Raw genomic sequence first — 20,551 nt, forward strand, 5'->3', positions numbered from 1 at the left:
TACGCGCCGGCTTATTCGTAAAGCAGGAAGGCCGCCCGGCGGGCGAGATAAGTGGCCAGTTCGTCGTGCCAGGCGGCGGCGATGGCGGCGGGCGGCGTGCCGGCGCGGATTGCCTCGAGGGTGGCACGGCTGCCCAGGTTGCCGAGGATCCGGTCCAGCGTGAAGTGGCCGGGATCGAGGCGGTGCAGGCTCGCGGCGAGGGCTACGCCGAGGGTCGGCATGTCAACGGCGTCGCGGTCATCGACGATGATCCGGACGCCATTGCAGTTTTCCCCGGCATAAGGGCCTGCCGCCGGCTGGAAGCGCGTGGCGCCAAAACGCACGCCGGGTAGTTGCAGGGCATTCAATTCGTTCGCCAGCCGCGGACCGTCGATCCACGGCGCGCCAACCACCTCAAAGGGCGTCGGTGTGCCGCGGCCGACCGATACTTCGGCGCCCTCGACGATGCCGACGCCGGGATAGCGCTCCACTGCAGCGAGGCTGGTCAGGTTGGGCGACGGCGGCAGCCAGGGCAGGCCGGTATCGTCGTACCACATGTCGCGGCGGTAGCCCTGCATCGGAACGATCTGCAACTGCACGTCCACCTTGGCCTCGGCCCGGAACAGGCGCGCGAACTCGCCGAGGGTCAGACCGTGGCGCAGCGGCAGCGGCCAGTAGCCGGTGAAGCCGCGGCGCTCCGCGTCGAGCAGCGGGCCCTGAACCCGGTCGGCGCGCAGCGGGTTGGGGCGGTCCAGCACGATGACGCGCACGCCCTGCGCGGCAGCGGTCTCCATCAGGTGGGCGAGGGTGCTGGCGTAGGTGTAGAAGCGGGTGCCGGCGTCTTGCAGGTCCACCACGACGGCGTCGAGGCCGTCGAGCATCGTTGGTGTCGGTCGCCGGGTGGCGCCGTACAGGCTGCGCACCGGCAGGCCGCTGAGGCTGTCGCTGTCGTCGCGGATGCGGCCTTCCCGGTCGGCGGTGAGTCCATGCTCGGGGCTGAACAGGACGGCAAGCGTGGCCCCGGGGGCCCGGGCCAGCACGTCGATGCTCCGCCGCCCGCTGGCATCCACGCCGCTACGGTTGGTCAGCAGGCCGATGCGCAGGCCGCGCAGGGGCGCGAAGGCGTCCGCTTCGAGCACGTCGATGCCGGTCTTGACCCGCTGCGGGACGGCCTTGGTGATGTAGGGTTCCACCCGCTCGCCCAGTTCGGGGTAGGCCGAGGCGATGCGCTCCGCCGGCAAGGCCGGCAGGGATGCGGCGACGGCATCGATGATCCGCGCCCGCAGCGGTGCGGCGTCTCCACCGCCGTCTGGATGCACGCGATTGCTGAGGATCACCACATAGACGCCGGACAGGGGATCGATCCACAGCCCGGTGCCGGTATAGCCCAGGTGGCTGATGGCGCCGAAAGGCGGCAGCGCGGCCCGGTTGGCGGCCAGCGGAGCCTGTGGGCGCCAGCCCAGGCTGCGCGGCGAGGCGGCCGGGTAGGTCTGGGGGATGAAGAAGCCCCGGAGCGAGGCGGGCTTCAGCAGGATGGGATCGTTGTCGAGTACGGCGTGGGCAAAGCGCCCGAGATCGTCGGCGGTGCCGAACAGGCCCGCATTGCCGGCGACGCCGCAGAGGCGGGCGGCGAGGGGGTCGTGTACGACACCACGGCGTACCTCCCCGCCGCTCCAGGTGGTCGGTGCGATGCGTGGCAGTCGGGCTGCCGGCGGCAGGAAACCGGTGTCGTGCATGCCGAGGGGCTGGAACAGCCGACGCCAGCTGTATTCGTCGAGGGGCAGGCCGGAGATGCGGCGTACAAGCTCGCCGAGCACGATGAAATTGACGTCGCTGTACACTGGGTCGCCACCCGCGCGTCCGCCCGGCTTGAGCGCCGCGATGCGGGCCAGCAGCTCCTCCGGGCCCTGGGCATGGCGTATGTCCAGGCCGGCGGGCAGTCCTGAAGTGTGGGACAGCAGTTGGCGGACGGTGATCGCCTCCTTGCCTTGGGCGGCGAACCGGGGCCAGTAACGGGCGACGGGGGCGTCGAGGCTGAGCAGGCCGCGCTCGACGAGTTGCAGCACGGCGGGCGCGGTGGCGACGGCCTTGGTCAGGGAGGCCAGGTCGAAGACCGTGTCGACGGTCATCGGCTCGGGGGCCGGTATCAGTGCACGCTGGCCGAAGGCACGGCGGTAGACCACCGTCCTGCCTTCACCGACCAGCACCACCGCGCCGGGAATGTGCCTGGCAGCGATCTCAGCCTCGACGATGGGGGTAATGAGCGCATTGAGCCGGCGTTCGTCGAGTTGGCCGGCGAAGGCGCTTAAGGACAGGGTCAGCACAAGCAGCAGCCAGAGTCGTCCAAGCATTGTGCGGGCGAATTCATTCGCCCGCAGTCGCTTAGTCGAAGTCCGTGGGCGAATGAATTCGCCCCTACGACGAGGGGCTTTTAGTCTCGGCCCGTGAGGTGGCGACGTGAGCTTCTTCATTTCTTGCCGAGTCCGTCGGCGGAGTAGGTGTTGCGGGGATTCCAAAGCATCCAGCCGTTGGTGCCGAGCTTTTCCGCTGCGTCGATTTGCTGGCGGATCTCCGGACCGTCGAAGGCGCGGTGGTCGAAGGCATAGTCGCGGAAGCCCTGGATCCAGGGGCGCAGCCTCAACGGGGCGATGCCGCTGCGCTCCAGACCATGCTTGAGCGTGAGGTAGACGATCTCGTAAGGGTTGGCGACCGGGTTCGGATAGCCCGGAATGCCGAACTTGAAGCCTGACGGATAGAGCATCGGTGACAGGTAGTCGAGGCGGTTGATCAGCACTTCGAGCTTCTGTCCGATCTGGGTGTCGTTGGTGTTCCAGAACACATAGCCGAAGATATCGGCCGCCACGAAGACGTTGTACGGCAGGAGGCGCTGTCGGGCTGCTGCCAGGAAGCCGGAAATGGCCGCAATGCGATTGGCCTCCGTGTTGGCGACGGAGAAGACCAGCCCCGGCGTATCGGGAAAACGCACGTAATCGAACTGGATCTCGTCGAAGCCCAGGCGGGCCGCGTCCACTGCCAGATCCAGGCTGTAGTTCCAGGCCTCCTGGCGCGAGGGGTCGATCCAGGCCAGTTCTTCCCGGTCGTGGAAGAGCGCACCGCCAGCGGTCCGGACAGCCCATTCAGGATGGGCCTTGGCGAAGGGGTCGTCCTTGAAGACGACGATGCGGGCGATCAGGTAGATGTGCTTTTCCCGAAGCTGGGCGAGCAGCTTGCCCATGTCCGCGACGGTCGTCGTGTGGCGCGCGCCGACGGCGTCGGCCATCGCGACGGTGGTTGGGTAGGGGATGCCACCCCGGTCGCCCTTAACGTCGATCACCAGGGCATTGAGTTCGGTGCGTTCGATCAGGTCGAGGGCGGCGTCGCGCAGGCCTTGGTGACCGATGCCCCAGAAGGACAGGTACAGGGCTTTGGGGCGGATGGTGGCAAGCCGCATCGTCGGTGCAGACTCCCCGTCGGGGGGCATGACCGATGCACGACTGTAGCCGATGGCGCGGGCAGCCACCGTGGCGCAGGTGCCGGGAAAGGCGTAGCGGCCGTCGGCTCCCGTGGTCAGCACATCCTTGCCGCGGGTGACCAGCGCCCCGGCCAGGGGTTTGCCGCTGCCTGCATCGATGACCAGACCGGTACACGCCTGAACCTCGGTAGCGAGGAGCAGCAGGGCGAGGACGATCAGTGCGTACTTGCAGATGCTTTTCATGGTCGTGCTCCGCTTGCAGAACCTTCAGGTTGTGGAGCAGCCCGCTGACGCCGCTCCGGTCGACGATCAGGTAGCGCGGCAAGGCCAGCGGCGAATCAAGGGCGGTGGCGCGGCGCTCGCCGAGGGTGAAGGCCGCCCGGTAGCCGGCGGCCCTGGCGGCATCTTCCAGTTCGGCATCCACGATACCGAAGGGCCAGGCAAGGTAGACCGCATCGACGCCGAGCCGGCTCTGCAGAATCTGACGGGGGGTGTCGAGCTGCTTGCGGACGAACTGCCGGTAGGCTGCGGGGTCCAGCCGCCGCCGCTCGATCCGGAAGTCCGGGTGCCACCAGGTGTGCGACTGGATGCTCACGCTGCCGGTGGCGAGCAGCTCCTGCAGTTGCTCCCAGGTCATTGCATAACTGGCGTTGGAGATGGCCGACGGGTAGATGAAGAGCGTGACGGGCAGGTGCTCCCGGCGGATGATCGGCAGCAAGTCGGTGTAAACCGTGCGGTGTCCGTCGTCGACAGTGATGGCGGCCGCCTTGGGTGGCAGCGACACACGGCCGGCCAGGCCATCAACGATGGTGGTGAGGGGGACGATGGTGTAACCGGCTCGCCGGAGTTCGGCGAGCTGAGCGACGAAAACCTCGGTGCGGGTCGTCATGCTGTCGGCCACCTGCGGGCCGAAGCGGTGATAGACGAGGATGGCGGCGGAAGACGGCGCCGCATGTGCCGACCCGCTGAAGAGTACGGCGACAACGATGAGTCCTGCCCGCAGCATCTGCAGGCAAAGACTCATTATCGATGCGTTCCCTCGGACATCCATTTCGACGGCTCTGCCATCGTCAAGTGCTGCCGCTGTTCAGCTCCTGAGTCGGGGCGAATTCGTTCGCCCGCGCATGAAACACGGACTTTTTCTTTCAGGATAGTCCCAATGCGGCCGGACTGAGGATGGGGCTCAGTCCGGCTGTCAAATTCGACACGGGGCTTACACGATCAGCACGCCCGATGTCTTCAGCGCGATGAACAGTACGGCGCCGATCAGCAGGTTCTTGAAGCTCACGTAGCAGATCATGTCCATGGTCGTCGCGCGGCGGTACAGGCGGCCCCACCAGGGGCCTTCCTTCACGTAGGGCTTGGCGTCGAGGCGGACCAGCACCTCGAAGACGCTCCAGCCAAACCACCAGCCGATGATGGCGCCAGCTTCCAGGCGGCCGAGGGCTGCCATCACCCAGGCCAGCGTGGCGGCGATGGCCAGCGCGAAGCCGGCACCCTGAATCGCCTTGCGGGCCGGCTGGCCCTTGCCGGCCCAGGGCCACAGGTGGTCGCGGACCTCCGCGACGAGCCAGGGCAGGCCGTGGGCTTCGCCGTAGGCGGGCTGGCGTAGTTCGTTGCGGTCGGCGATGGTCATGCCGTGGCTCCTTCCTTCTTCGGTTCGACCGGCACTTGATGGATGGGGATGAAGTAGCCCTTGCCGTTGATCGGGGTGAGCGGCTGGCCGGCTTTGGTGCGGCGCTTGCGCTCCTGGGCCAGCGGCGGGCAGGCGTGGTCGTCGTAGTAGAGCACCATGCAGTCGAGGCACAGCATGCATTCACGCTGGTCGATGTTGCCCTTGGCGTCGATGGCCTGGGAGCCACAGCCCTTGGCGCAGGCCTTGCACGAGGTGCATTCGTCCTTGCGCTTGAGGCCGAACCAGCGGAAGGTGGTCGGCATCGCCAGCGAGGCCCCGAGGGGACACAGGTACTTGCAGAACGGCCGCTCGATGAAGATCGACAGGCCCAGCAGGCCGGCCGCGAACAGGCTGTAGGGCCAGCTGCGGTTGGTGATGCCGACCAGGAAGGTGGTCTTGAAGGGCTCCACCTCGGCGAGCTTCTCGGCCAGGCCCATGCTGAAGAAGGACACCGCCAGCAGCCCGAAGAAGACCACGTACTTCACCCACTTGAGCTTGTCGTGCAGGGGCTTGGGCAACTGGAACTGGAAGCGCTTGAGACCGACCAGCCGGCCGAGGCGGAACAGCAGTTCCGACAGGGAGCCGAAGGGGCACAGCCAGCCGCAGAAGAAACCGCGTCCCCAGATGAAGACAGTGACGATGATGAAGACCCAGAACACGAAGATCAGCGGGTCGGACAGGAACAGCTCCCACTTCCACTGGAACAGCAGGCTGTGGAACCAGGTGAGCACCTGGGTGATGGACGGCTGGGCCATGGCCGAGAAGCCGACGAAGCCGATGGAGATCACCCAGCCCGTGTACTTGAACGCATTGACTGGCCAGCGGCGCTGGCGGTTGGCGCGCCGCACCAGCTTGTCGCGGCTGGCATAGGCGGCGGAGATGGCGAGCAGGAAGACGATGAAACCGGCGATTTCGACGGCGCGTTCCTTCCACACCTTCAGCCAGGTCGGGTCCGGTTTGACCACCACTGGGCGGCCGCCCTCCACGTATTTGTCGGCCAGCCAGTATTCCTTGTCGAAGTTGGCGAAGGTCTTGGCGGAGGTTTCCTTGTCGATCTTGTTGCCGAGGAAGACCAGCCGCCACGGATAGGCAGCGGAGAAGCCCTTGCCGCGGATAATGAAGATCGCTGATTCGCTGAAGGCCGGGGCGCCGGGGGCGGCGACGCTCCATAGGTTGACGTAGTCCAGGTCGCGGAAGGTGAAGGCGTCCTTGTCCTGGCGCACCTGCACGCGGTCGTAGATGCCACCGCGCACGAAGCCGGAGCCTTTGAAGGAATCCATGCCGGCGGGCTTGATGATGAAGATGGCGTGCTCGCCGTCCTTCAGGCGGCTCATCAGGCTGGCGTAGCCGTCCTTGCCGAGGATGGCCTGGCCGATGGTCGGCTGGTTGAGGTAGCCGAACCACAAATCCATATACGGGCCGTCGCCCTTCAGGCCGACTTCCTCGGGCTTCACGGTGAGGCGCTGTACGCTGCCGTCGGCAACAAGATCGCTCCACGACGGCGTGCCCGAGGCGGGCGGAAACTTGGCCTGCGGGCGGATCACCGGTTTCAGGATGCCGACCTGTTTTGCAACCGTGGTGCCGGAGGTCATCATCACCTGGTTCTGGGCGATGACGGTGACGGTGGCGCCGGTGATCGCGTCGAGGCCGATGATGTTCTCGTCGGGGCGAGACTTGCCGATCTCGATGTTGTCGCCGACGAACTTGCCCAGGTACTGATTGTTGAACTTGATCAGCAGGGATTCGGGAATGCCGAGCAGCAGGATCGGCTCGGAGTGCTTGAGGATCTTTACGCCGACGAACTTGCCGGCGGTGTCCATGCCGATCAGCGTCACTACCGGCTTGCCGGAGTAGGCCGGGGTGTCGGTAATGTCGGTGGACAGCATCACATAGCCGAGGAGCTTCTTCTGGCCGCCTTCATCCTTGTAGGCTTCGACGAAGGGCGGCTGGCCTTTGCGTTCCGAGAAACTGGTGGCGCCGGGCATGACTTCCGCGCACGGCGCGTAGTCGCACATCTTCGGCGAGGTGCCCAGTTCGGGCGGAAGCTTGACCTCGTAGGTGTCAGCATGGGCTGCGCTGGCAAGGACGAGTCCGGCCAGGGCAGGGAGAAGGCGGCGCAGGGCACGCAGGGCGAACATCGGTGACTCCGATCGATCAGGATGTCGGCAGATTGTGAGGATGTGTGGCGGCGGGCGCCTTAAGCTGAGTCAATTTGCCCTGGTGCACTGACGCAGGGGGACGGTGTGATGACCTGTGGGGGCGAATTCATTCGCCCGCGGCGCTTGAACGACGTGAAGAGGGCGAATGAATTCGCCCCCACAGCCACAGCCCGCTGGCAAAAAAAGGGGAGACGCGGACGTCTCCCCAAGTTGCTTCTTCGATAAGGAACGGTTTGCTGGAGAAGAGCTTACTTCTCCACGATCATGCGGCTGCGCATTTCGAGGTGCAGGGCGTGGCAGAAGTTCGTGCAGTAGCACCAGTACACGCCCGGCTTGTCAGCCTTGAAGGTGACGGACTTGGTTTCCAGCGGATTCACGATGAAGTTGATGTCGTACTTCGGAATCGCAAAGCCGTGGGTCAAGTCTTCGACCTTGTCCAGGTTGGTGAGGATGATGGTGACTTCGTCGCCCTTCTTGACGGTGAATTCCGGCAGGCTGAAGGCCGGTGCCTGGGACACCATCTTGACCGTGACCTTGTTGCCCTTGCGCTCGACGCCAGATTCCTTCGGATCCTTGATCGCGTTGGGGAAGTCGTCCAGGTTGTATACCTGACGGGTCTTGATCAGATCACGCTTGACGATGATGGAGTCGTGCGGCTCGGAATACACGGCGTGGTCGGCCACCACCTTCATCTTGTCGCCGCTGATGTCGATGAGCTGGGCGGTTTCCGGATGAAGCGGACCAACGGGCAGGAAGCGGTCCTTGGAGAACTTGTTGTCGGACAGGAAGTACTTGCCGTCCGGCGCCTTGGTTTCGCCCATCGAGGTGAAGCCGTGGCCCGGTTGGTATTGCACGTCCACGCGGTCGACCACGACCTTGGCGTTCTTGTCGCCCTTGAAGGACTGGATGGCCGCTTCCACGTTCCACTTCACGATCTGGCTATCGAGGAACAGGGTGGTGTAGGCATTGCCCTTGTTGTCGAAGCCGGTGTGCAGGGGGCCGAGGCCGATTTCCGGTTCAGCAACCACCGCGTCGCGGGCATCCTTCAGGTCGCCATCGAACCACTTCAGCACCAGATCGAGCTGAATGACGGTGGCCGTCGGCGACAGCTTGCCGGAACACACGAAATACTTACCGTCCGGGCTGGCATTGACGCCGTGGGGGTTCTTGGGGATCGGCACGTAGCAGGTGAGGGCGGTCTTCGGGTCCTGGTTGGCGGCCTTGGTGCAGTCCACCACGGGCACCTTGGAGCTGCCGTAGGTCCGGGTCTTGCCGGCCTTCACCGCGTCCTCGATGCGGGCGACGTTGAAGAACAGGCAGGCGTCGCGCTCGGAGGACATCATGTCCTGATAGTGGGCGCCCATCTCGGTGTTGTACTGGTTGGTGGCAGCCAGCTTGCCGTCGAAGGAGGTTGCGACGAGGTCGCAGTTGCCGTCGATCAGGGCTTGCCAGCGCACTTCCATGGACTCTGCGTCCACGCAGGTGAACAGGGAGTGGTACTTGGTCGGGTCGTTCATGCCGTTGCCGTCATTGGGCAACGGAATGGAGAACTCGGCGCCGCAGAACACGCGGGTGGTGTGGTTGATCTTCTCGTCCACCGGATCGCGCTTGTCAGGGAAAGTGCCGTGGAAGCCCTGGATGTTCGGCAGTTCGATGATCTTGTCGGTTTCCATCGTATCCATGCGGATACGGGCCAGGCGGCCATGGATCTTGTCGTTCACGAACATGTATTTACCGTCGTACATGCCGTCCGTGTAGGACTGGTGAACGTGGTGGGTGTCGCCGGTGTGGTACTTGAGGCTGCCGTCCGGCTTGGTGCCGATGATGGCCTTGGATTCGTTGGTGATCCCCCAGCCGACCAGGCAGTCCATGTTGAAGACCGGGATGCGCTTGAACAGGCGGCCGGAGGGCATGCCGTAGATGCGCACTTCGCCGGAGTGGCCGCCGCTGGAGAAGGAATAGTACTCATCGAGCTGGCCGGGGGGCACTTCGTACTTGCCGTATTCGCCAGCGCCGTGGGCGGCCGGAGCGGCAGCCGGCGTGCCGGCCGGGGCGGAGGCCTCCTGCTTGCAGGCGGACAGCCCGACGGACAGGCCGGCACCGGCCAGGCCGGCGAGGGCGGCGGAGTTCAGGAACCGGCGGCGCGCCGGAACAGTGCTGGCGTCGTCGTGCTTGATGTCTTCGATACTCATTGTTGGTGGTCTCCGTATGTCCCTAAGCTGAGTGCGAGCGGGCCGCGGAATGCGGGCTGCATGTCCAGACGAAGCGGGGAGAGGTGCGGGCTGCGACGCTCTGCCCCTGCGGCAATCTGTCGCAGCGCACTGTAGGGGGGCGGACGCGGAAAAAAATTGACCGCGGGCAAGAATCGCCAAAGACCGGCCCGTGAACCTGACCAAATGGCCGGATTCACGGGGGAGTATTAGAAGATACTGAAATATAAGGTGAAAATTCTGGCGGGCGGAGGGCCGCGCCGGCGTAGGGTTAGCCGCGCGGAGAACCGCCTGCCTGCAGTAGTACCAGCAGCGCGCCGTCGCCACCGTCGTGAGGGCGGGCCTGGCAGAAGGCGAGGATGTCTTCCCGCTGCGCCAGCCAGCCGCGGGACAGGTGCTTGAGGACGGGTATCCGGCCCGGCGAGCCGTGGCCCTTGCCGTGGATCACCCGCAGGCAGCGGCGACCCTGCAGCAGGGCCTGGGCGATGAAGTGGGCCAGCGCCGCGCGGGCTTCGTCGCGGGTCAGGCCGTGCAGGTCCAGCTCGCCTTGCACGACCCAGCGTCCGCGGCGCAGGTCCGTGAGGATCCGGCGCGGCAGGCCGACCCGCAGGTAGGCGGCTTCGTCGCCCATGTCGAGGCGGTCTTCGAAGCTCAGCGGGGTTTCCAGTGCTTCGCGCAGGACCTCCCGCTCGTCTTCCTCGCGCTTGCGGGGTAGCGGGGCGGGCGTTGGTTTGTCTACCGCGGCGAGATTCTTGTCCTTCAGCGGAGCCACCTTGCCGGCGATGTGGCGGAACAGTTCGGCGGGGTCGTGTAATGCGCGCTCGTCGACCACGGCTTCGGGGGCTTCCCAGCCATCAAGGGCCCTGACCTGCGGATTGGCCTGCTGGCGCTGGCCGCTCAGGTCAACACGGTTGAAGTCCTTGATCGGGGCGATGTCGCCGAGGGCGGCGCGAAACACTGCTGAGGGGTCGTTCTCGTCGATGCGTCGATGGCGGCGAGGCGCCTCGGGTTCCGGCTCGATGATCTGTGGGCGTGGTCGGGGGGCGGGCTTGGGCTTGGCGATTTCGGCCCGATCCTGGCCGCGCACGGGCTGCAGTGCGCCGACCTGCTTGCGGAAGAGAGTCGCGTCGTCTTCGGGCGGGCACTCCGCTTTCGCCGGGCGTGTCGGTGCTGCGGCCGGACGGGCAATGACCGTCTTCAGCGTGCTGTTCGGTACCTGGTGCCGGATCGCCTTGAGGGCGTCCAGCCCGGCGGGGCGCTTGTCCTTGGACATGATCGTGAAAAGCGGGGATCAAATGGAAACGGACCGGGTTGCCCCGGTCCGTTCGGGTGCCCTTGCGGCGTTATTAGCCGGCCAGGCCCAGGCTGTCCAGGTAGCGCTCGGCGTCGAGCGCGGCCATGCAGCCGGTGCCGGCACTGGTGACGGCCTGGCGGTAGATGTGGTCCTGCACGTCGCCGGCGGCGAACACGCCCGGCACGCTGGTGGCAGTGGCATTGCCCTCGCGGCCGCCCTTGGTGACGATGTAGCCGTTCTCCATCTCCAGCTGGCCTTCGAAGATGTCGGTGTTGGGCTTGTGGCCGATGGCGATGAACACGCCCTTCAGTGCGATGTCGCGGGTTTCGCCGGTCTTGACGCTCTTGATGCGCATACCGGTGACGCCGGTGTTGTCGCCCAGCACTTCATCCAGCGTGGAGTCGAGGGCCAGCTCGATCTTGCCGGCTGCGACCTTCTCATAAACCTTGTCCACCAGGATGCGCTCAGCCTTGAACTTGTCGCGGCGGTGCACGAGGGTGACCTTGCTGGCGATGTTGGCCAGGTACAGCGCCTCCTCGACGGCGGTGTTGCCGCCGCCGACCACGGCGACTTCCTGGTTGCGGTAGAAGAAGCCGTCACAGGTGGCGCAGGCCGACACGCCCTTGCCGGAGAAGGCCTCCTCGGACGGCAGGCCGAGGTACTGTGCGCTGGCGCCGGTGGCGACGATCAGCGCGTCACAGGTGTACTCGCCCGCATCGCCGACCAGGCGGATCGGCTTTTCCGCCAGATGGGTGGTGTGGATGTGGTCGAAGATCATTTCGGTGTTGAAGCGCAGCGCGTGCTTCTCGAAACGGGCCATCAGCTCCGGGCCCTGCACCCCATCCGCGTCGGCGGGCCAGTTATCCACTTCAGTGGTGGTCATCAGCTGGCCGCCTTGGGCAATGCCGGTGATCAGCACAGGGTTCAGGTTGGCGCGGGCTGCATAGACTGCGGCACTGTAGCCGGCTGGGCCGGAGCCGAGGATCAGGAGCTTGATGTGTCGGGTAGCCATCTTCGTGGGTCTTTCTTGTCTGTGAGGCGAGGAAGACCGATTATAAAGCCCGAGGTTCCCGCCCGCGTCGGGATTTGTGGGTAGGCAGGCGGTGATTGGCATCACCGCCGAGCGTGATATGACGTCAGTTTGATTTATACTTAATTGCAGTAGTTGAACGACAATTTAGTCACGTCGCCGAAAAATTAGTTAGCGCCCCGCCGAGGAGAGGCTTTATGACCGTCACCAGCTCCGTGTCCACCATTGCCCTGAGGACCTTCCCGATCTTCCAGGGCCTGAGCGACGACCGGCTGGCAACTGTGGCACGCGTGGCGATGATGCGGCGCGTACCACGGGGAGCCGCGGTGGTTCATGAGGGCGACCGCACCGATTTCGTGTACTTCGTGCTGACCGGCAACCTTAAGGTGATGGTCAGCGACGAGGATGGTCGCGAAGTGATCCTGACCATCCTGGGGCAGGGCGAAATGTTTGGCGAGATGGGGGTGCTGGACGACAGCCCCCGTTCCGCGTCGGTGGTGGCGGTGGCGCCGTCCGACCTGGTGACCATCGCCAAGACGGATTTCAAGCGCCTGATGCAGGATAACTTCGAGCTGTCCTGGCACGTCATGTGCAACCTCACCCGCCGTCTGCGCGATGCCGACCGCAAGATCGAAAGCCTCGCGCTGATGGATGTCTATGGCCGGGTGGCGCGCCTGCTTCTCGAGATGTCTGAGGAGATCGACGGCGTGAAGGTGGTCAAGAAGAAAATCTCCAAGCAGGATATCGCCAAAATGATCGGGGCCTCCCGCGAGATGGTCAGCCGGGTCATGAAGGATCTTGGGCTGCGTGGTCTGATCGAGGAGACCGATGGTGGCGTGATCCTGCGAGAGAAGATCTACGACTTGTGACTGGTCAGGAAATCCTTCCTTACGTATTCGCAAACGGACAGGGAAGGGACGACCAGAGACCCTGGTTTATAATCAAAGCGCGGTGACGAGCCGCGCTTTTGCTTTTTTGGTATCGCTTCCGTAGTGCCCGACCCTCGCCGACCCATGTCAGAACTTCCCTCCACCCGCCCGCTTCCGCTGCCCGAAAAGATCGCCAGCCTGTTGCAGGAAGCCCGCTGGCTGTTTCTCGGCGTGCTGGCCCTGTATTTCTCGATGATCCTCTTCGGCTATTCGAAGGCCGATCCGGGCTGGTCCCATGCGGTGCAGGTTGAACGCGTCAGCAACCCAGGCGGGCGCTTCGGGGCGTGGTTGTCAGACCTGCTGCTGTACCTGTTCGGGGTGTCCGCCTGGTGGTGGGTGGCTTTCCTGGGCTTCGGGCTGGCAATTGGCTTCCGGCGTTTGAAACTGGTGTTCGGCGCCGACCGGCGCTCCCTGTTCATCGTCGTGTGCGGTTTCGTGATGGTATTGATTGCCAGCAGCGGGCTGGAGGCGATGCGTTTCCATTCGATCAAGGCGACTTTGCCCCTCGAGCCGGGTGGGGTAATCGGCATCGAACTCGGTAATCTGATTCTGCAGTACCTCGGCTTCACGGGTGGGACCTTGCTGCTGCTCGGCACCATCGCTGGTGGCCTGAGCCTGTTTTCCGGCGTGAGCTGGGTCGAGGCCTCCGAGCTCCTCGGCACTGGCCTGGAGCGGCTGTGGGTCTTTGCCACCAACGGCTTCCAGACCTGGGAAGACCGCCGGGCCGGCCGCGAGGTCGCGCAGAAGCGCGAAGAGGTAGTCGAGATCAAGCGCAAGAAGGAAGAGGTTGCCCCGCCGCCCCCAGTGCGCATCGAGCCGGCTGTCGTCAAGGTCGAAAAGTCGGAGCGGGTCGAGAAGGAGCGCCAGCCGCATCTGTTTACCGAATTGCCGGGTGGCGCGCTGCCGCCGCTGTCGCTGCTCGACGAGCCGTCCCACGATGTCGAGCCGCCTTCCGTCGAGACGCTGGAATTCACCTCCCGACTGATCGAGCGCAAGCTGGCCGATTTCGGCGTCGAGGTGAAGGTGCTGGCAGCTTATCCGGGGCCGGTGATCACCCGCTTCGAGATCGAGCCGGCTGTCGGCGTGAAGGGCAGCCAGGTCGTGAACCTGGCCAAGGATCTGGCCCGGGCGCTGTCGCTGGTCAGCATCCGGGTTGTCGAGACGGTGCCGGGCAAAGCCTGCATGGCGTTGGAGCTGCCTAACCCCAAGCGCCAGACCGTGCGCCTGTCGGAGATTCTCGGTTCCCGTGCGTACCACGACATGACGTCGCCGCTGACCGTGGCGCTGGGCAAGGACATCAGCGGTCAGCCGATGGTGGCCGACATTGCCAAGACGCCGCACCTGCTGGTGGCGGGTACCACCGGTTCGGGCAAGTCGGTGGGTATCAATGCGATGATCCTGTCGCTGCTCTACAAATCCGAGCCGAGCGACGTCCGCCTGATCCTCGTCGATCCGAAGATGCTCGAACTGTCGATCTATGAGGGCATTCCCCATCTGCTGGCGCCGGTCGTCACCGACATGAAGCACGCCGCCAACGCGCTCAACTGGTGCGTGGCGGAGATGGAGAAGCGCTACAAGCTGATGTCGGCGGTCGGCGTGCGCAACCTGGCCGGCTACAACAAGGCGGTGGCCGAAGCCATCAAGGCCGGTGCGCCCCTGAAGAACCCGTTCTCGATCACGCCGGACAGTCCTGAGCCCCTGGAGAAGCTGCCCTACATCGTCGTTGTCATCGACGAACTTGCCGACCTGATGATGGTGGTCGGCAAGAAGATCGAAGAACTGATCGCCCGCCTAGCGCAGAAGGCCCGGGCGGCCGGCATCCACCTGATCCTCGCTACCCAGCGCCCCAGCGTGGACGTGATCACCGGCCTCATCAAGGCCAACATCCCGACCCGCATGGCCTTCCAGGTGTCCAGCAAGATCGACTCCCGCACCATCCTCGACCAGATGGGGGCGGAGAGCCTGCTGGGCATGGGCGACATGCTCTACCTGGCACCGGGCACCGGCCTGCCGACCCGTGCCCACGGCGCCTTCGTCGCGGATGAGGAGGTCCACAAGGTGGTCGAGTTCCTCAAGGCCACCGGCGAGCCGGACTACATCGAAGGCGTGCTGACGCCCTCCGAAGAGGAGGGCGGCGATCTGCTCGGCGGTGGCGAAGGTGGAGAGGGCAGCGAGGCCGACCCGCTCTACGACCAGGCGGTGGAGATCGTCGTCAAGACCCGCCGCCCGTCGATTTCCCTGGTCCAGCGTCACTTGCGCATCGGCTACAACCGCGCGGCACGCCTGATCGAACAGATGGAACGCTCCGGCCTGGTCACGCCGATGGGCTCCAACGGCAACCGGGAAGTGGTTGCCCCAGCCCGCGAAGGAGAATGATGATTCGCCGTACCACTACTCTGCGTGCCCTAGGGCTCGCACTTGCGCTGGCTGCCGGCTCGGCCCAGGCCGATGGGCTGGGCCAGCTGAAGCAGTTCATGGAAGGCACCCGCACTGCGAAGGGCAGCTTCACCCAGCAGGTCATGTCCAAGTCCGGCCGCAAGCCCCAGCAGGCCGCCGGCACTTTCGCCTTCGCGCGCCCCGGCAAGTTCCGGTGGACTTACGAAAAGCCCTACGCCCAGCTGCTGGTGGGTGACGGCAGCAAGCTGTGGGCCTACGACCAAGAGCTCAACCAGGTCACCACCAAGAAGCTCGGTCAGGCTCTGGGCACCACACCGGCGGCGATCCTGGCCGGCGACAACGCCCTCGACAAGAACTTCGTGCTGAAGGACGCCGGCAGCGCCGACGGCCTGGAATGGGTCGAGGCGACGCCGAAGGCCAGCGACAGCAGCTTCGAGCGCATCCGCATGGGTTTTGCTGGCGGGCAGCTGAAGGCGATGATTCTCAATGACAACTTCGGCCAGACCACCTCGCTGAACTTCGGCCACATGGAGCGCAATCCGTCGCTGGACGCCGGACTGTTCCGCTTCGTGCCGCCGAAGGGCGCCGACCTGGTCGGCGAGTGAGTCCGCAAGTCTGTCATGGCTGACCTTTTCGACGCCCTTGACCCGCCGCGCCTGCCGCTGGCGGAGGCCATGCGGCCCAAGACGATCGCCGAGGTCATCGGGCAGAAGCATCTGCTCGGGCCGGGAAAGCCGCTGGCGTTGGCTTTCCAGTCCGGCAAGCCCCACTCGATGATCCTGTGGGGACCGCCCGGTGTCGGCAAGACGACCCTGGCACGCCTGATGGCGAAATCCTTCGACGCTGAGTTCACCGCGCTGTCGGCCGTGTTCTCGGGAGTGAAGGACATCCGCGAGGCGATCGCCCAGGCAGAGGTGGCGCGGACCCGCGGGCGACATACCATCCTGTTCGTCGACGAGGTGCATCGCTTCAACAAGGCCCAACAGGATGCCTTCCTGCCTTACGTGGAGCAGGGGCTCGTCACCTTGGTCGGGGCGACCACCGAGAATCCGTCCTTCGAGGTGAATTCGGCGCTGCTGTCTCGGGCCGCGGTATATGTGCTGCAGCCCCTGGGCGCGGACGAGCTGGCTGAACTCTTCGAGCGGGCCCGGGCGTTCGCGTGTCCGGAGCTGGAGTTCGAGGACGACGCCCGAGATCGCCTGACAGGCTTTGCCGATGGTGACGCGCGACGAATGCTCAACCTGCTCGAGCAGGTGCAAACGGCTGCCACGACGGCTGGCGTCAATCCGGTTACGCCGGTCTTCATCGACGAAGCTTTGTCCCGCAACCTGCGCCGTTTCGACAAGGGCGGCGAAGCCTTTTACGACCAGATCTCGGCGCTGCACAAGTCGGTGCGCGGCTCCGATCCGGATGCGGCGCTGTACTGGCTGTGCCGCATGCTCGACGGCGGCGCAGAGCCGCTCTACATGGGGCGGCGCTTGGTGCGCATGGCCATCGAGGACATCGGCTTGGCCGACCCCCGGGCGCTGGAAATCTGCCTCAATGCCTGCACCACGTATGAGCGCTTAGGTTCGCCGGAAGGGGAGCTGGCACTGGCCCAGGCGGCGGTTTTCCTCGCCTGCGCAGCCAAATCGAACGCGGTATACAAGGCGTATAATGCGGCGCGAAAATTTGTGGCCGATGATGTGTCGCGTCCGGTGCCTATCCACCTGCGCAATGCGCCTACCAAGCTCATGAAGGAACTGGGCTATGGCAAGGCCTACCGCTACGCCCACGACGAACCCGGCGCCTATGCGGCTGGGGAGAACTACTTTCCGGAGGGAATGGCGAAACCGGGCTGGTACGTGCCGGTCGAGCGGGGCATGGAGGCGAAGATAGCCGAGAAACTGGCCCGCCTGCGCGAACTGGATCGGGACTACGAGGCCCGCGCAGGCGACAGTGGTGCTTAGTGCTGGATGGGATGGCTGGCGATGAAACGGTCGCGGGCTGCACGGAAACGTTGCGCCCGGCTGCGATCGCCGCTTTCCTCGGCTTCGTCCACCAAGTCGCGCATGAACTGGGTCAGCATCAACGTACCCTCGGGGGTTTGCACCAGGCCGCAGGCAATCTGAGCGGCCGCAACCTCGGGAATGTCGTGGTGTTCGGCGATGATGGCAACGTCTTCGTCGGTCAGGTCGCAGTAATCCAGGCAGTCACGGATGGACAACATTGGTGTGTCTCCTTCAATGGATTTGGTCGCAGGAAAACAGCGCCGTCTTCGGACGCCTTTTCTTTTATTGTGACCGGTGGGTTCGTTAAATCAAGAAAACTTTGGCTCGAAGCGAGCTATTAACTTCTTGATTTCTATTGAGTCTTGTATTTCGACGGGCAGCGCTTGATGTTGCGCTGCAATATAACTGAAAACTGGAGCTTGTGTTCGGCATTTTCCGAGGCCGTCTTCCAGACCTGCTAGCTTTGATTTGAATAGGGATCCCCATGCTTGATGTGCAATTGCTGCGTACCCGCCTGGACTTTGTTGCAGAGCGTTTGGCGACGCGCGGAACGACCCTCGACGTGGCCGCTTTCCAGGCCCTTGAGGATGAGCGCAAGGCGCGCCAGACCCGCACCCAGGAACTCCAGGCCCGTCGCAACACCCTGTCCAAGCAGGTTGGCCAGCTGAAGGGCAAAGGTGAGGATGCCTCCGCGGTGTTGGCCGAAGTGGCGGGCATCGGTGACGAACTGAAGGCCAACGAAGCGGCCCTCGCCGAGTTGCTGGAGCGCTTCAACGCCTTCATCGCCGGCTTGCCCAATTTGCCCCATGAGAGCGTGCCGGTCGGCCGGTCTGAAGAGGACAACGTCGAGGTGAGCCGCTGGGGCACGGTGCCGAGCTTCGATTTCGAAGTGCGTGACCACGTGGACATCGGTGCCCGCCTCGGAGGGTTGGATTTCGAAACCGCGGTAAAGATCTCCGGCGCCCGCTTCACGCTGATGAAGGGTGGCCTGGCGCGCCTGCATCGGGCGTTGGCGCAGTTCATGGTGGACACTCATTCCGGCGAGCACGGCTACACTGAGCTCTACGCGCCTTACCTGGTGAACGCGGACAGCATGTACGGCACCGGCCAGCTGCCCAAGTTCGAGGAAGACCTGTTTTCGGTGCCGAAGGCCGACGGCAGCAAGTTCTACCTGATCCCCACTGCTGAAGTGCCGGTGACCAACATCGTCCGCGACGAGATCGTGCCGGCCGACACTCTGCCGCTGAAGTTCGTCTGCCATACGCCGTGCTTCCGCTCCGAAGCCGGCAGCTATGGCCGCGACACCCGCGGGATGATCCGTCAGCACCAGTTCGACAAGGTCGAGCTCGTGCGTATCGAGAAGCCCGAGAACGCCTGGGCGGCGCTGGAGGAGCTGACCGGCCATGCCGAGGCAATCCTTCAGAAGCTCGAGCTGCCGTACCGCAAGATCGTGCTGTGCACCGGTGACATGGGCTTCGGCGCGGCCAAGACCTATGACCTGGAAGTGTGGCTGCCGGCCCAGAACACCTATCGTGAAATCTCGTCCTGCTCTTGCTTCGAGAGCTTCCAGGCCCGCCGCATGCAGGCTCGCTTCAAGAACGCGCAGGGCAAGAACGAAACGCTGGCGACCCTTAACGGCTCGGGCCTTGCGGTTGGGCGGACGCTAGTGGCGATCCTCGAGAACTATCAGCAAGCTGACGGTTCGGTCCGCATCCCGACTGCGCTCCAGCCCTACATGGGTGGCCTGACGGTACTGCAGGCCGCGCTGTAAAGTCAGGAACCGGGCGGACAACAGTCCGCCCGGTTTTCATAGAAGGTCATATCCTATATATTAGTAATTGTTAATGTACTAAATATCGGAGGTCGACCATGAGCAGCAAATCCTTTACCCAGATTACCGGCGATCTTTCCAAGGGGCTCGCCACGCTGCGTTCCGAAATCCCGGAAACCATGAGTGCCTTCAACACACTGGCCAAGGAGTCGATGAAGGCGGGTGCGTTGAGTGCCCTGCAGAAAGAACTCATTGCGCTTGCGATTGGTGTGGCCGCTCGCTGTGATGGTTGTATCGGCTTCCACGTCAAGGCCTTGATCCGGCTTGGCGTGACCCGGGAACAGTTGATGGAGACCCTGGCCATTTGCACTTATATGGGTGGCGGTCCGAATCTGATGTACGCGGCAGAGGCTGTACGGGCTTACGAGGAATTTACTGCGGCACAAACAAAAGTCGCCGAATAGCTGGCTTTTTCTGCGAAGTGCTATATAATCGTTGGCTTCGAGCGGAAAGGTGGCAGAGTGGTCGAATGCGCCGGACTCGAAATCCGGTATACGGTTCTCCGTATCGAGGGTTCGAATCCCTCCCTTTCCGCCATTTTTTCAAGCAAAAAGCCCTGATCTTCAGGGCTTTTTGCTTTTCTGCACACCGAGCGCCCGGCGAGTCTGTCCGGCTTTCCGATTCTTTCCACGTCCTCTTCCGATGCAAGCACTCCTCGACGCCATCGCCGAAATCACCATTCCGGGGGATGCCGGGCGTGTTTTCCACGGGCGGGGGGGCTTGTTCCCCGGCTGCGAGCACTGGACACTGGATGTCTACCCGCCTGTTTGGCTGCTGACCAGTTTCCTGCCTGCCAGCGATGAGGAGCTGGCTTCGGTCCATGCGGCCCTGAGCTGTCGCTGGGATGAGCTGAATCCCGGGCAGCCCTTGAACTGGGTTTATCAATACCGCTTCGAGGCTCGGGCCGAAACGCGTCTGATGGCCGGTAGTGTTCCCGACCCCCATGATGTGGCGGAAAACGGCGCGCGTTTCCGGGTCCATCTGCTGCGGGGCCTCAATCATGGCTTCTTTCTCGATATGGCTGAGGGGCGGCGCTGGGTTCGTGAATACGCGGCGGCCCGTCCGGGCTGCCGGGTGCTCAACCTGTTCGCCTACACCTGCGCCTTCTCCGTGGTGGCCTTGCAGGCCGGTGCGGGGGAAGTGGTCAATGTGGACATGAGTGATGGCGCCCTCGCCATCGGAAAGCGCAACCACCTCATCAATGGGCTCACCGCAGGTGCCCGCTTCCTGCCCCACGACATCTTCAGCTCATGGGGCAAGATCGGGCGGAGTGGGCCCTACGATCTGATCGTCCTCGATCCGCCGAGCTACCAGAAGGGCAGCTTCATCGCCGAGAAGGATTACGTCCGCTTGATGCGGCGCCTGCCGGACCTGCTGGCGCCCGGCGGGCATGCCCTGCTGTGCCTCAACTCGCCGAAGCTGGGGGTCGCCTTCCTGCAGGAGCGGATGCAGGAGAGCGCCCCGTGGCTGCAGTTTGTCGGGCGGCTCACCAATCCGCCCGCGTTTGCAGATGTTTCGAGCGAGCGTGCCCTGAAGGTGCTGGTCTACCGGAAGCCGGACTGAGCGCCGCGGCCGCTGGCAGGG

The 20,551-nt window shown here is 64.3% G+C and carries 15 protein-coding genes, 1 tRNA gene and 1 pseudogene; 8 read left to right on the plus strand and 9 right to left on the minus strand.

All coding sequences use genetic code 11. From position 1 onward, the window contains the following. Nucleotides 1–11: 11 nt before the first annotated feature. From ACE3RX_RS01740 to trxB, 8 genes and pseudogenes are all read right to left on the minus strand, one after another. Nucleotides 12–2,330 (minus strand): exo-beta-N-acetylmuramidase NamZ domain-containing protein, encoded by a 2,319-nt coding sequence (locus tag ACE3RX_RS01740; protein WP_374479656.1) that lies wholly within the window; start codon nt 2,328–2,330, stop codon nt 12–14. Nucleotides 2,331–2,446: 116 nt separating this feature from the next. Further along, the gene (locus ACE3RX_RS01745) at nt 2,447–3,694 is read right to left on the minus strand and encodes a putative glycoside hydrolase (protein WP_374479658.1); all 1,248 of its coding nucleotides are present in this window, start codon (nt 3,692–3,694) and stop codon (nt 2,447–2,449) included. Nucleotides 3,695–3,887: 193 nt separating this feature from the next. Further along, nucleotides 3,888–4,502, minus strand: a pseudogene (locus tag ACE3RX_RS01750) (polysaccharide deacetylase family protein); the annotation flags it as partial. A 162-nt stretch (nt 4,503–4,664) separates the two neighbouring features. Further along, nucleotides 4,665–5,087, minus strand: a complete 423-nt coding sequence (locus tag ACE3RX_RS01755) for a transcription regulator (RefSeq protein WP_374479660.1) — start codon at nt 5,085–5,087, stop codon at nt 4,665–4,667. Continuing rightward, nucleotides 5,084–7,264 carry a 4Fe-4S binding protein gene (locus ACE3RX_RS01760; RefSeq protein WP_374479662.1) on the minus strand — a complete coding sequence of 727 codons (2,181 nt, stop codon included), beginning with the start codon at nt 7,262–7,264 and terminating at the stop codon, nt 5,084–5,086. The genes ACE3RX_RS01755 and ACE3RX_RS01760 overlap by 4 nt, the downstream gene beginning before the upstream one ends. A 269-nt stretch (nt 7,265–7,533) precedes the next feature. Continuing rightward, a complete protein-coding gene (nosZ, locus tag ACE3RX_RS01765) occupies nt 7,534–9,477 on the minus strand; it encodes a TAT-dependent nitrous-oxide reductase (protein ID WP_374479664.1) in 1,944 nt (647 codons plus the stop codon). 289 nt (nt 9,478–9,766) lie between these two features. Continuing rightward, a complete protein-coding gene (locus tag ACE3RX_RS01770; protein ID WP_374479666.1) occupies nt 9,767–10,768 on the minus strand; it encodes a Smr/MutS family protein in 1,002 nt (333 codons plus the stop codon). A 73-nt stretch (nt 10,769–10,841) separates the two neighbouring features. After that, entirely contained in the window at nt 10,842–11,801 is a 960-nt protein-coding gene (trxB, locus tag ACE3RX_RS01775) for a thioredoxin-disulfide reductase (protein ID WP_374479669.1), read from the minus strand. A gap of 215 nt (nt 11,802–12,016) precedes the next feature. On the opposite strand from trxB, the gene ACE3RX_RS01780 reads away from it, so the two are divergent. The 4 genes from ACE3RX_RS01780 to ACE3RX_RS01795 all read left to right on the plus strand — a co-directional run bounded on the left by ACE3RX_RS01780 (nt 12,017) and on the right by ACE3RX_RS01795 (nt 17,094). Next, the gene (locus ACE3RX_RS01780) at nt 12,017–12,688 is read left to right on the plus strand and encodes a Crp/Fnr family transcriptional regulator (protein WP_079437520.1); all 672 of its coding nucleotides are present in this window, start codon (nt 12,017–12,019) and stop codon (nt 12,686–12,688) included. A gap of 144 nt (nt 12,689–12,832) precedes the next feature. Next, nucleotides 12,833–15,124 carry a DNA translocase FtsK gene (locus ACE3RX_RS01785; protein ID WP_374479671.1) on the plus strand — a complete coding sequence of 764 codons (2,292 nt, stop codon included), beginning with the start codon at nt 12,833–12,835 and terminating at the stop codon, nt 15,122–15,124. After that, entirely contained in the window at nt 15,124–15,750 is a 627-nt protein-coding gene (gene lolA / locus ACE3RX_RS01790; protein WP_374479673.1) for an outer membrane lipoprotein chaperone LolA, read from the plus strand. The genes ACE3RX_RS01785 and lolA overlap by 1 nt, the downstream gene beginning before the upstream one ends. A 15-nt stretch (nt 15,751–15,765) precedes the next feature. Further along, nucleotides 15,766–17,094 (plus strand): replication-associated recombination protein A, encoded by a 1,329-nt coding sequence (locus tag ACE3RX_RS01795; protein ID WP_374479675.1) that lies wholly within the window; start codon nt 15,766–15,768, stop codon nt 17,092–17,094. Here ACE3RX_RS01795 and ACE3RX_RS01800 read toward each other — a convergent pair. Continuing rightward, the gene (locus ACE3RX_RS01800; protein WP_374479677.1) at nt 17,091–17,354 is read right to left on the minus strand and encodes a hypothetical protein; all 264 of its coding nucleotides are present in this window, start codon (nt 17,352–17,354) and stop codon (nt 17,091–17,093) included. The two genes, ACE3RX_RS01795 and ACE3RX_RS01800, sit on opposite strands and share 4 nt — an antisense overlap. A 266-nt stretch (nt 17,355–17,620) precedes the next feature. On the opposite strand from ACE3RX_RS01800, the gene serS reads away from it, so the two are divergent. From serS to ACE3RX_RS01820, 4 genes are all read left to right on the plus strand, one after another. After that, a complete protein-coding gene (serS, locus tag ACE3RX_RS01805; protein WP_374479679.1) occupies nt 17,621–18,907 on the plus strand; it encodes a serine--tRNA ligase in 1,287 nt (428 codons plus the stop codon). A gap of 98 nt (nt 18,908–19,005) precedes the next feature. After that, nucleotides 19,006–19,371, plus strand: coding sequence for a carboxymuconolactone decarboxylase family protein (locus ACE3RX_RS01810; protein WP_374479681.1), 366 nt, complete (start codon nt 19,006–19,008; stop codon nt 19,369–19,371). A gap of 43 nt (nt 19,372–19,414) precedes the next feature. Continuing rightward, nucleotides 19,415–19,504 (plus strand) — tRNA-Ser (locus ACE3RX_RS01815). Between the two features lie 105 nt (nt 19,505–19,609). Continuing rightward, nucleotides 19,610–20,530, plus strand: coding sequence for a class I SAM-dependent methyltransferase (locus tag ACE3RX_RS01820; RefSeq protein WP_374479683.1), 921 nt, complete (start codon nt 19,610–19,612; stop codon nt 20,528–20,530). Nucleotides 20,531–20,551 lie beyond the last annotated feature (21 nt).

Origin of the sequence: Zoogloea sp. (genome assembly GCF_041914405.1) — a bacterium.
Classification (GTDB): Bacteria; Pseudomonadota; Gammaproteobacteria; order Burkholderiales; family Rhodocyclaceae; genus Zoogloea.

Bases quoted from the DNA above. Each gene is read 5' to 3' on its own strand.
- ACE3RX_RS01740 (WP_374479656.1), bottom strand. From the start codon at position 2,330: ATGCTTGGACGACTCTGGCTGCTGCTTGTGCTGACCCTGTCCTTAAGC.
- ACE3RX_RS01745 (WP_374479658.1), bottom strand. From the start codon at position 3,694: ATGAAAAGCATCTGCAAGTACGCACTGATCGTCCTCGCCCTGCTGCTC.
- ACE3RX_RS01755 (WP_374479660.1), bottom strand. From the start codon at position 5,087: ATGACCATCGCCGACCGCAACGAACTACGCCAGCCCGCCTACGGCGAA.
- ACE3RX_RS01760 (WP_374479662.1), bottom strand. From the start codon at position 7,264: ATGTTCGCCCTGCGTGCCCTGCGCCGCCTTCTCCCTGCCCTGGCCGGA.
- nosZ (WP_374479664.1), bottom strand. From the start codon at position 9,477: ATGAGTATCGAAGACATCAAGCACGACGACGCCAGCACTGTTCCGGCG.
- ACE3RX_RS01770 (WP_374479666.1), bottom strand. From the start codon at position 10,768: ATGTCCAAGGACAAGCGCCCCGCCGGGCTGGACGCCCTCAAGGCGATC.
- trxB (WP_374479669.1), bottom strand. From the start codon at position 11,801: ATGGCTACCCGACACATCAAGCTCCTGATCCTCGGCTCCGGCCCAGCC.
- ACE3RX_RS01780 (WP_079437520.1), top strand. From the start codon at position 12,017: ATGACCGTCACCAGCTCCGTGTCCACCATTGCCCTGAGGACCTTCCCG.
- ACE3RX_RS01785 (WP_374479671.1), top strand. From the start codon at position 12,833: ATGTCAGAACTTCCCTCCACCCGCCCGCTTCCGCTGCCCGAAAAGATC.
- lolA (WP_374479673.1), top strand. From the start codon at position 15,124: ATGATTCGCCGTACCACTACTCTGCGTGCCCTAGGGCTCGCACTTGCG.
- ACE3RX_RS01795 (WP_374479675.1), top strand. From the start codon at position 15,766: ATGGCTGACCTTTTCGACGCCCTTGACCCGCCGCGCCTGCCGCTGGCG.
- ACE3RX_RS01800 (WP_374479677.1), bottom strand. From the start codon at position 17,354: ATGTTGTCCATCCGTGACTGCCTGGATTACTGCGACCTGACCGACGAA.
- serS (WP_374479679.1), top strand. From the start codon at position 17,621: ATGCTTGATGTGCAATTGCTGCGTACCCGCCTGGACTTTGTTGCAGAG.
- ACE3RX_RS01810 (WP_374479681.1), top strand. From the start codon at position 19,006: ATGAGCAGCAAATCCTTTACCCAGATTACCGGCGATCTTTCCAAGGGG.
- ACE3RX_RS01820 (WP_374479683.1), top strand. From the start codon at position 19,610: ATGCAAGCACTCCTCGACGCCATCGCCGAAATCACCATTCCGGGGGAT.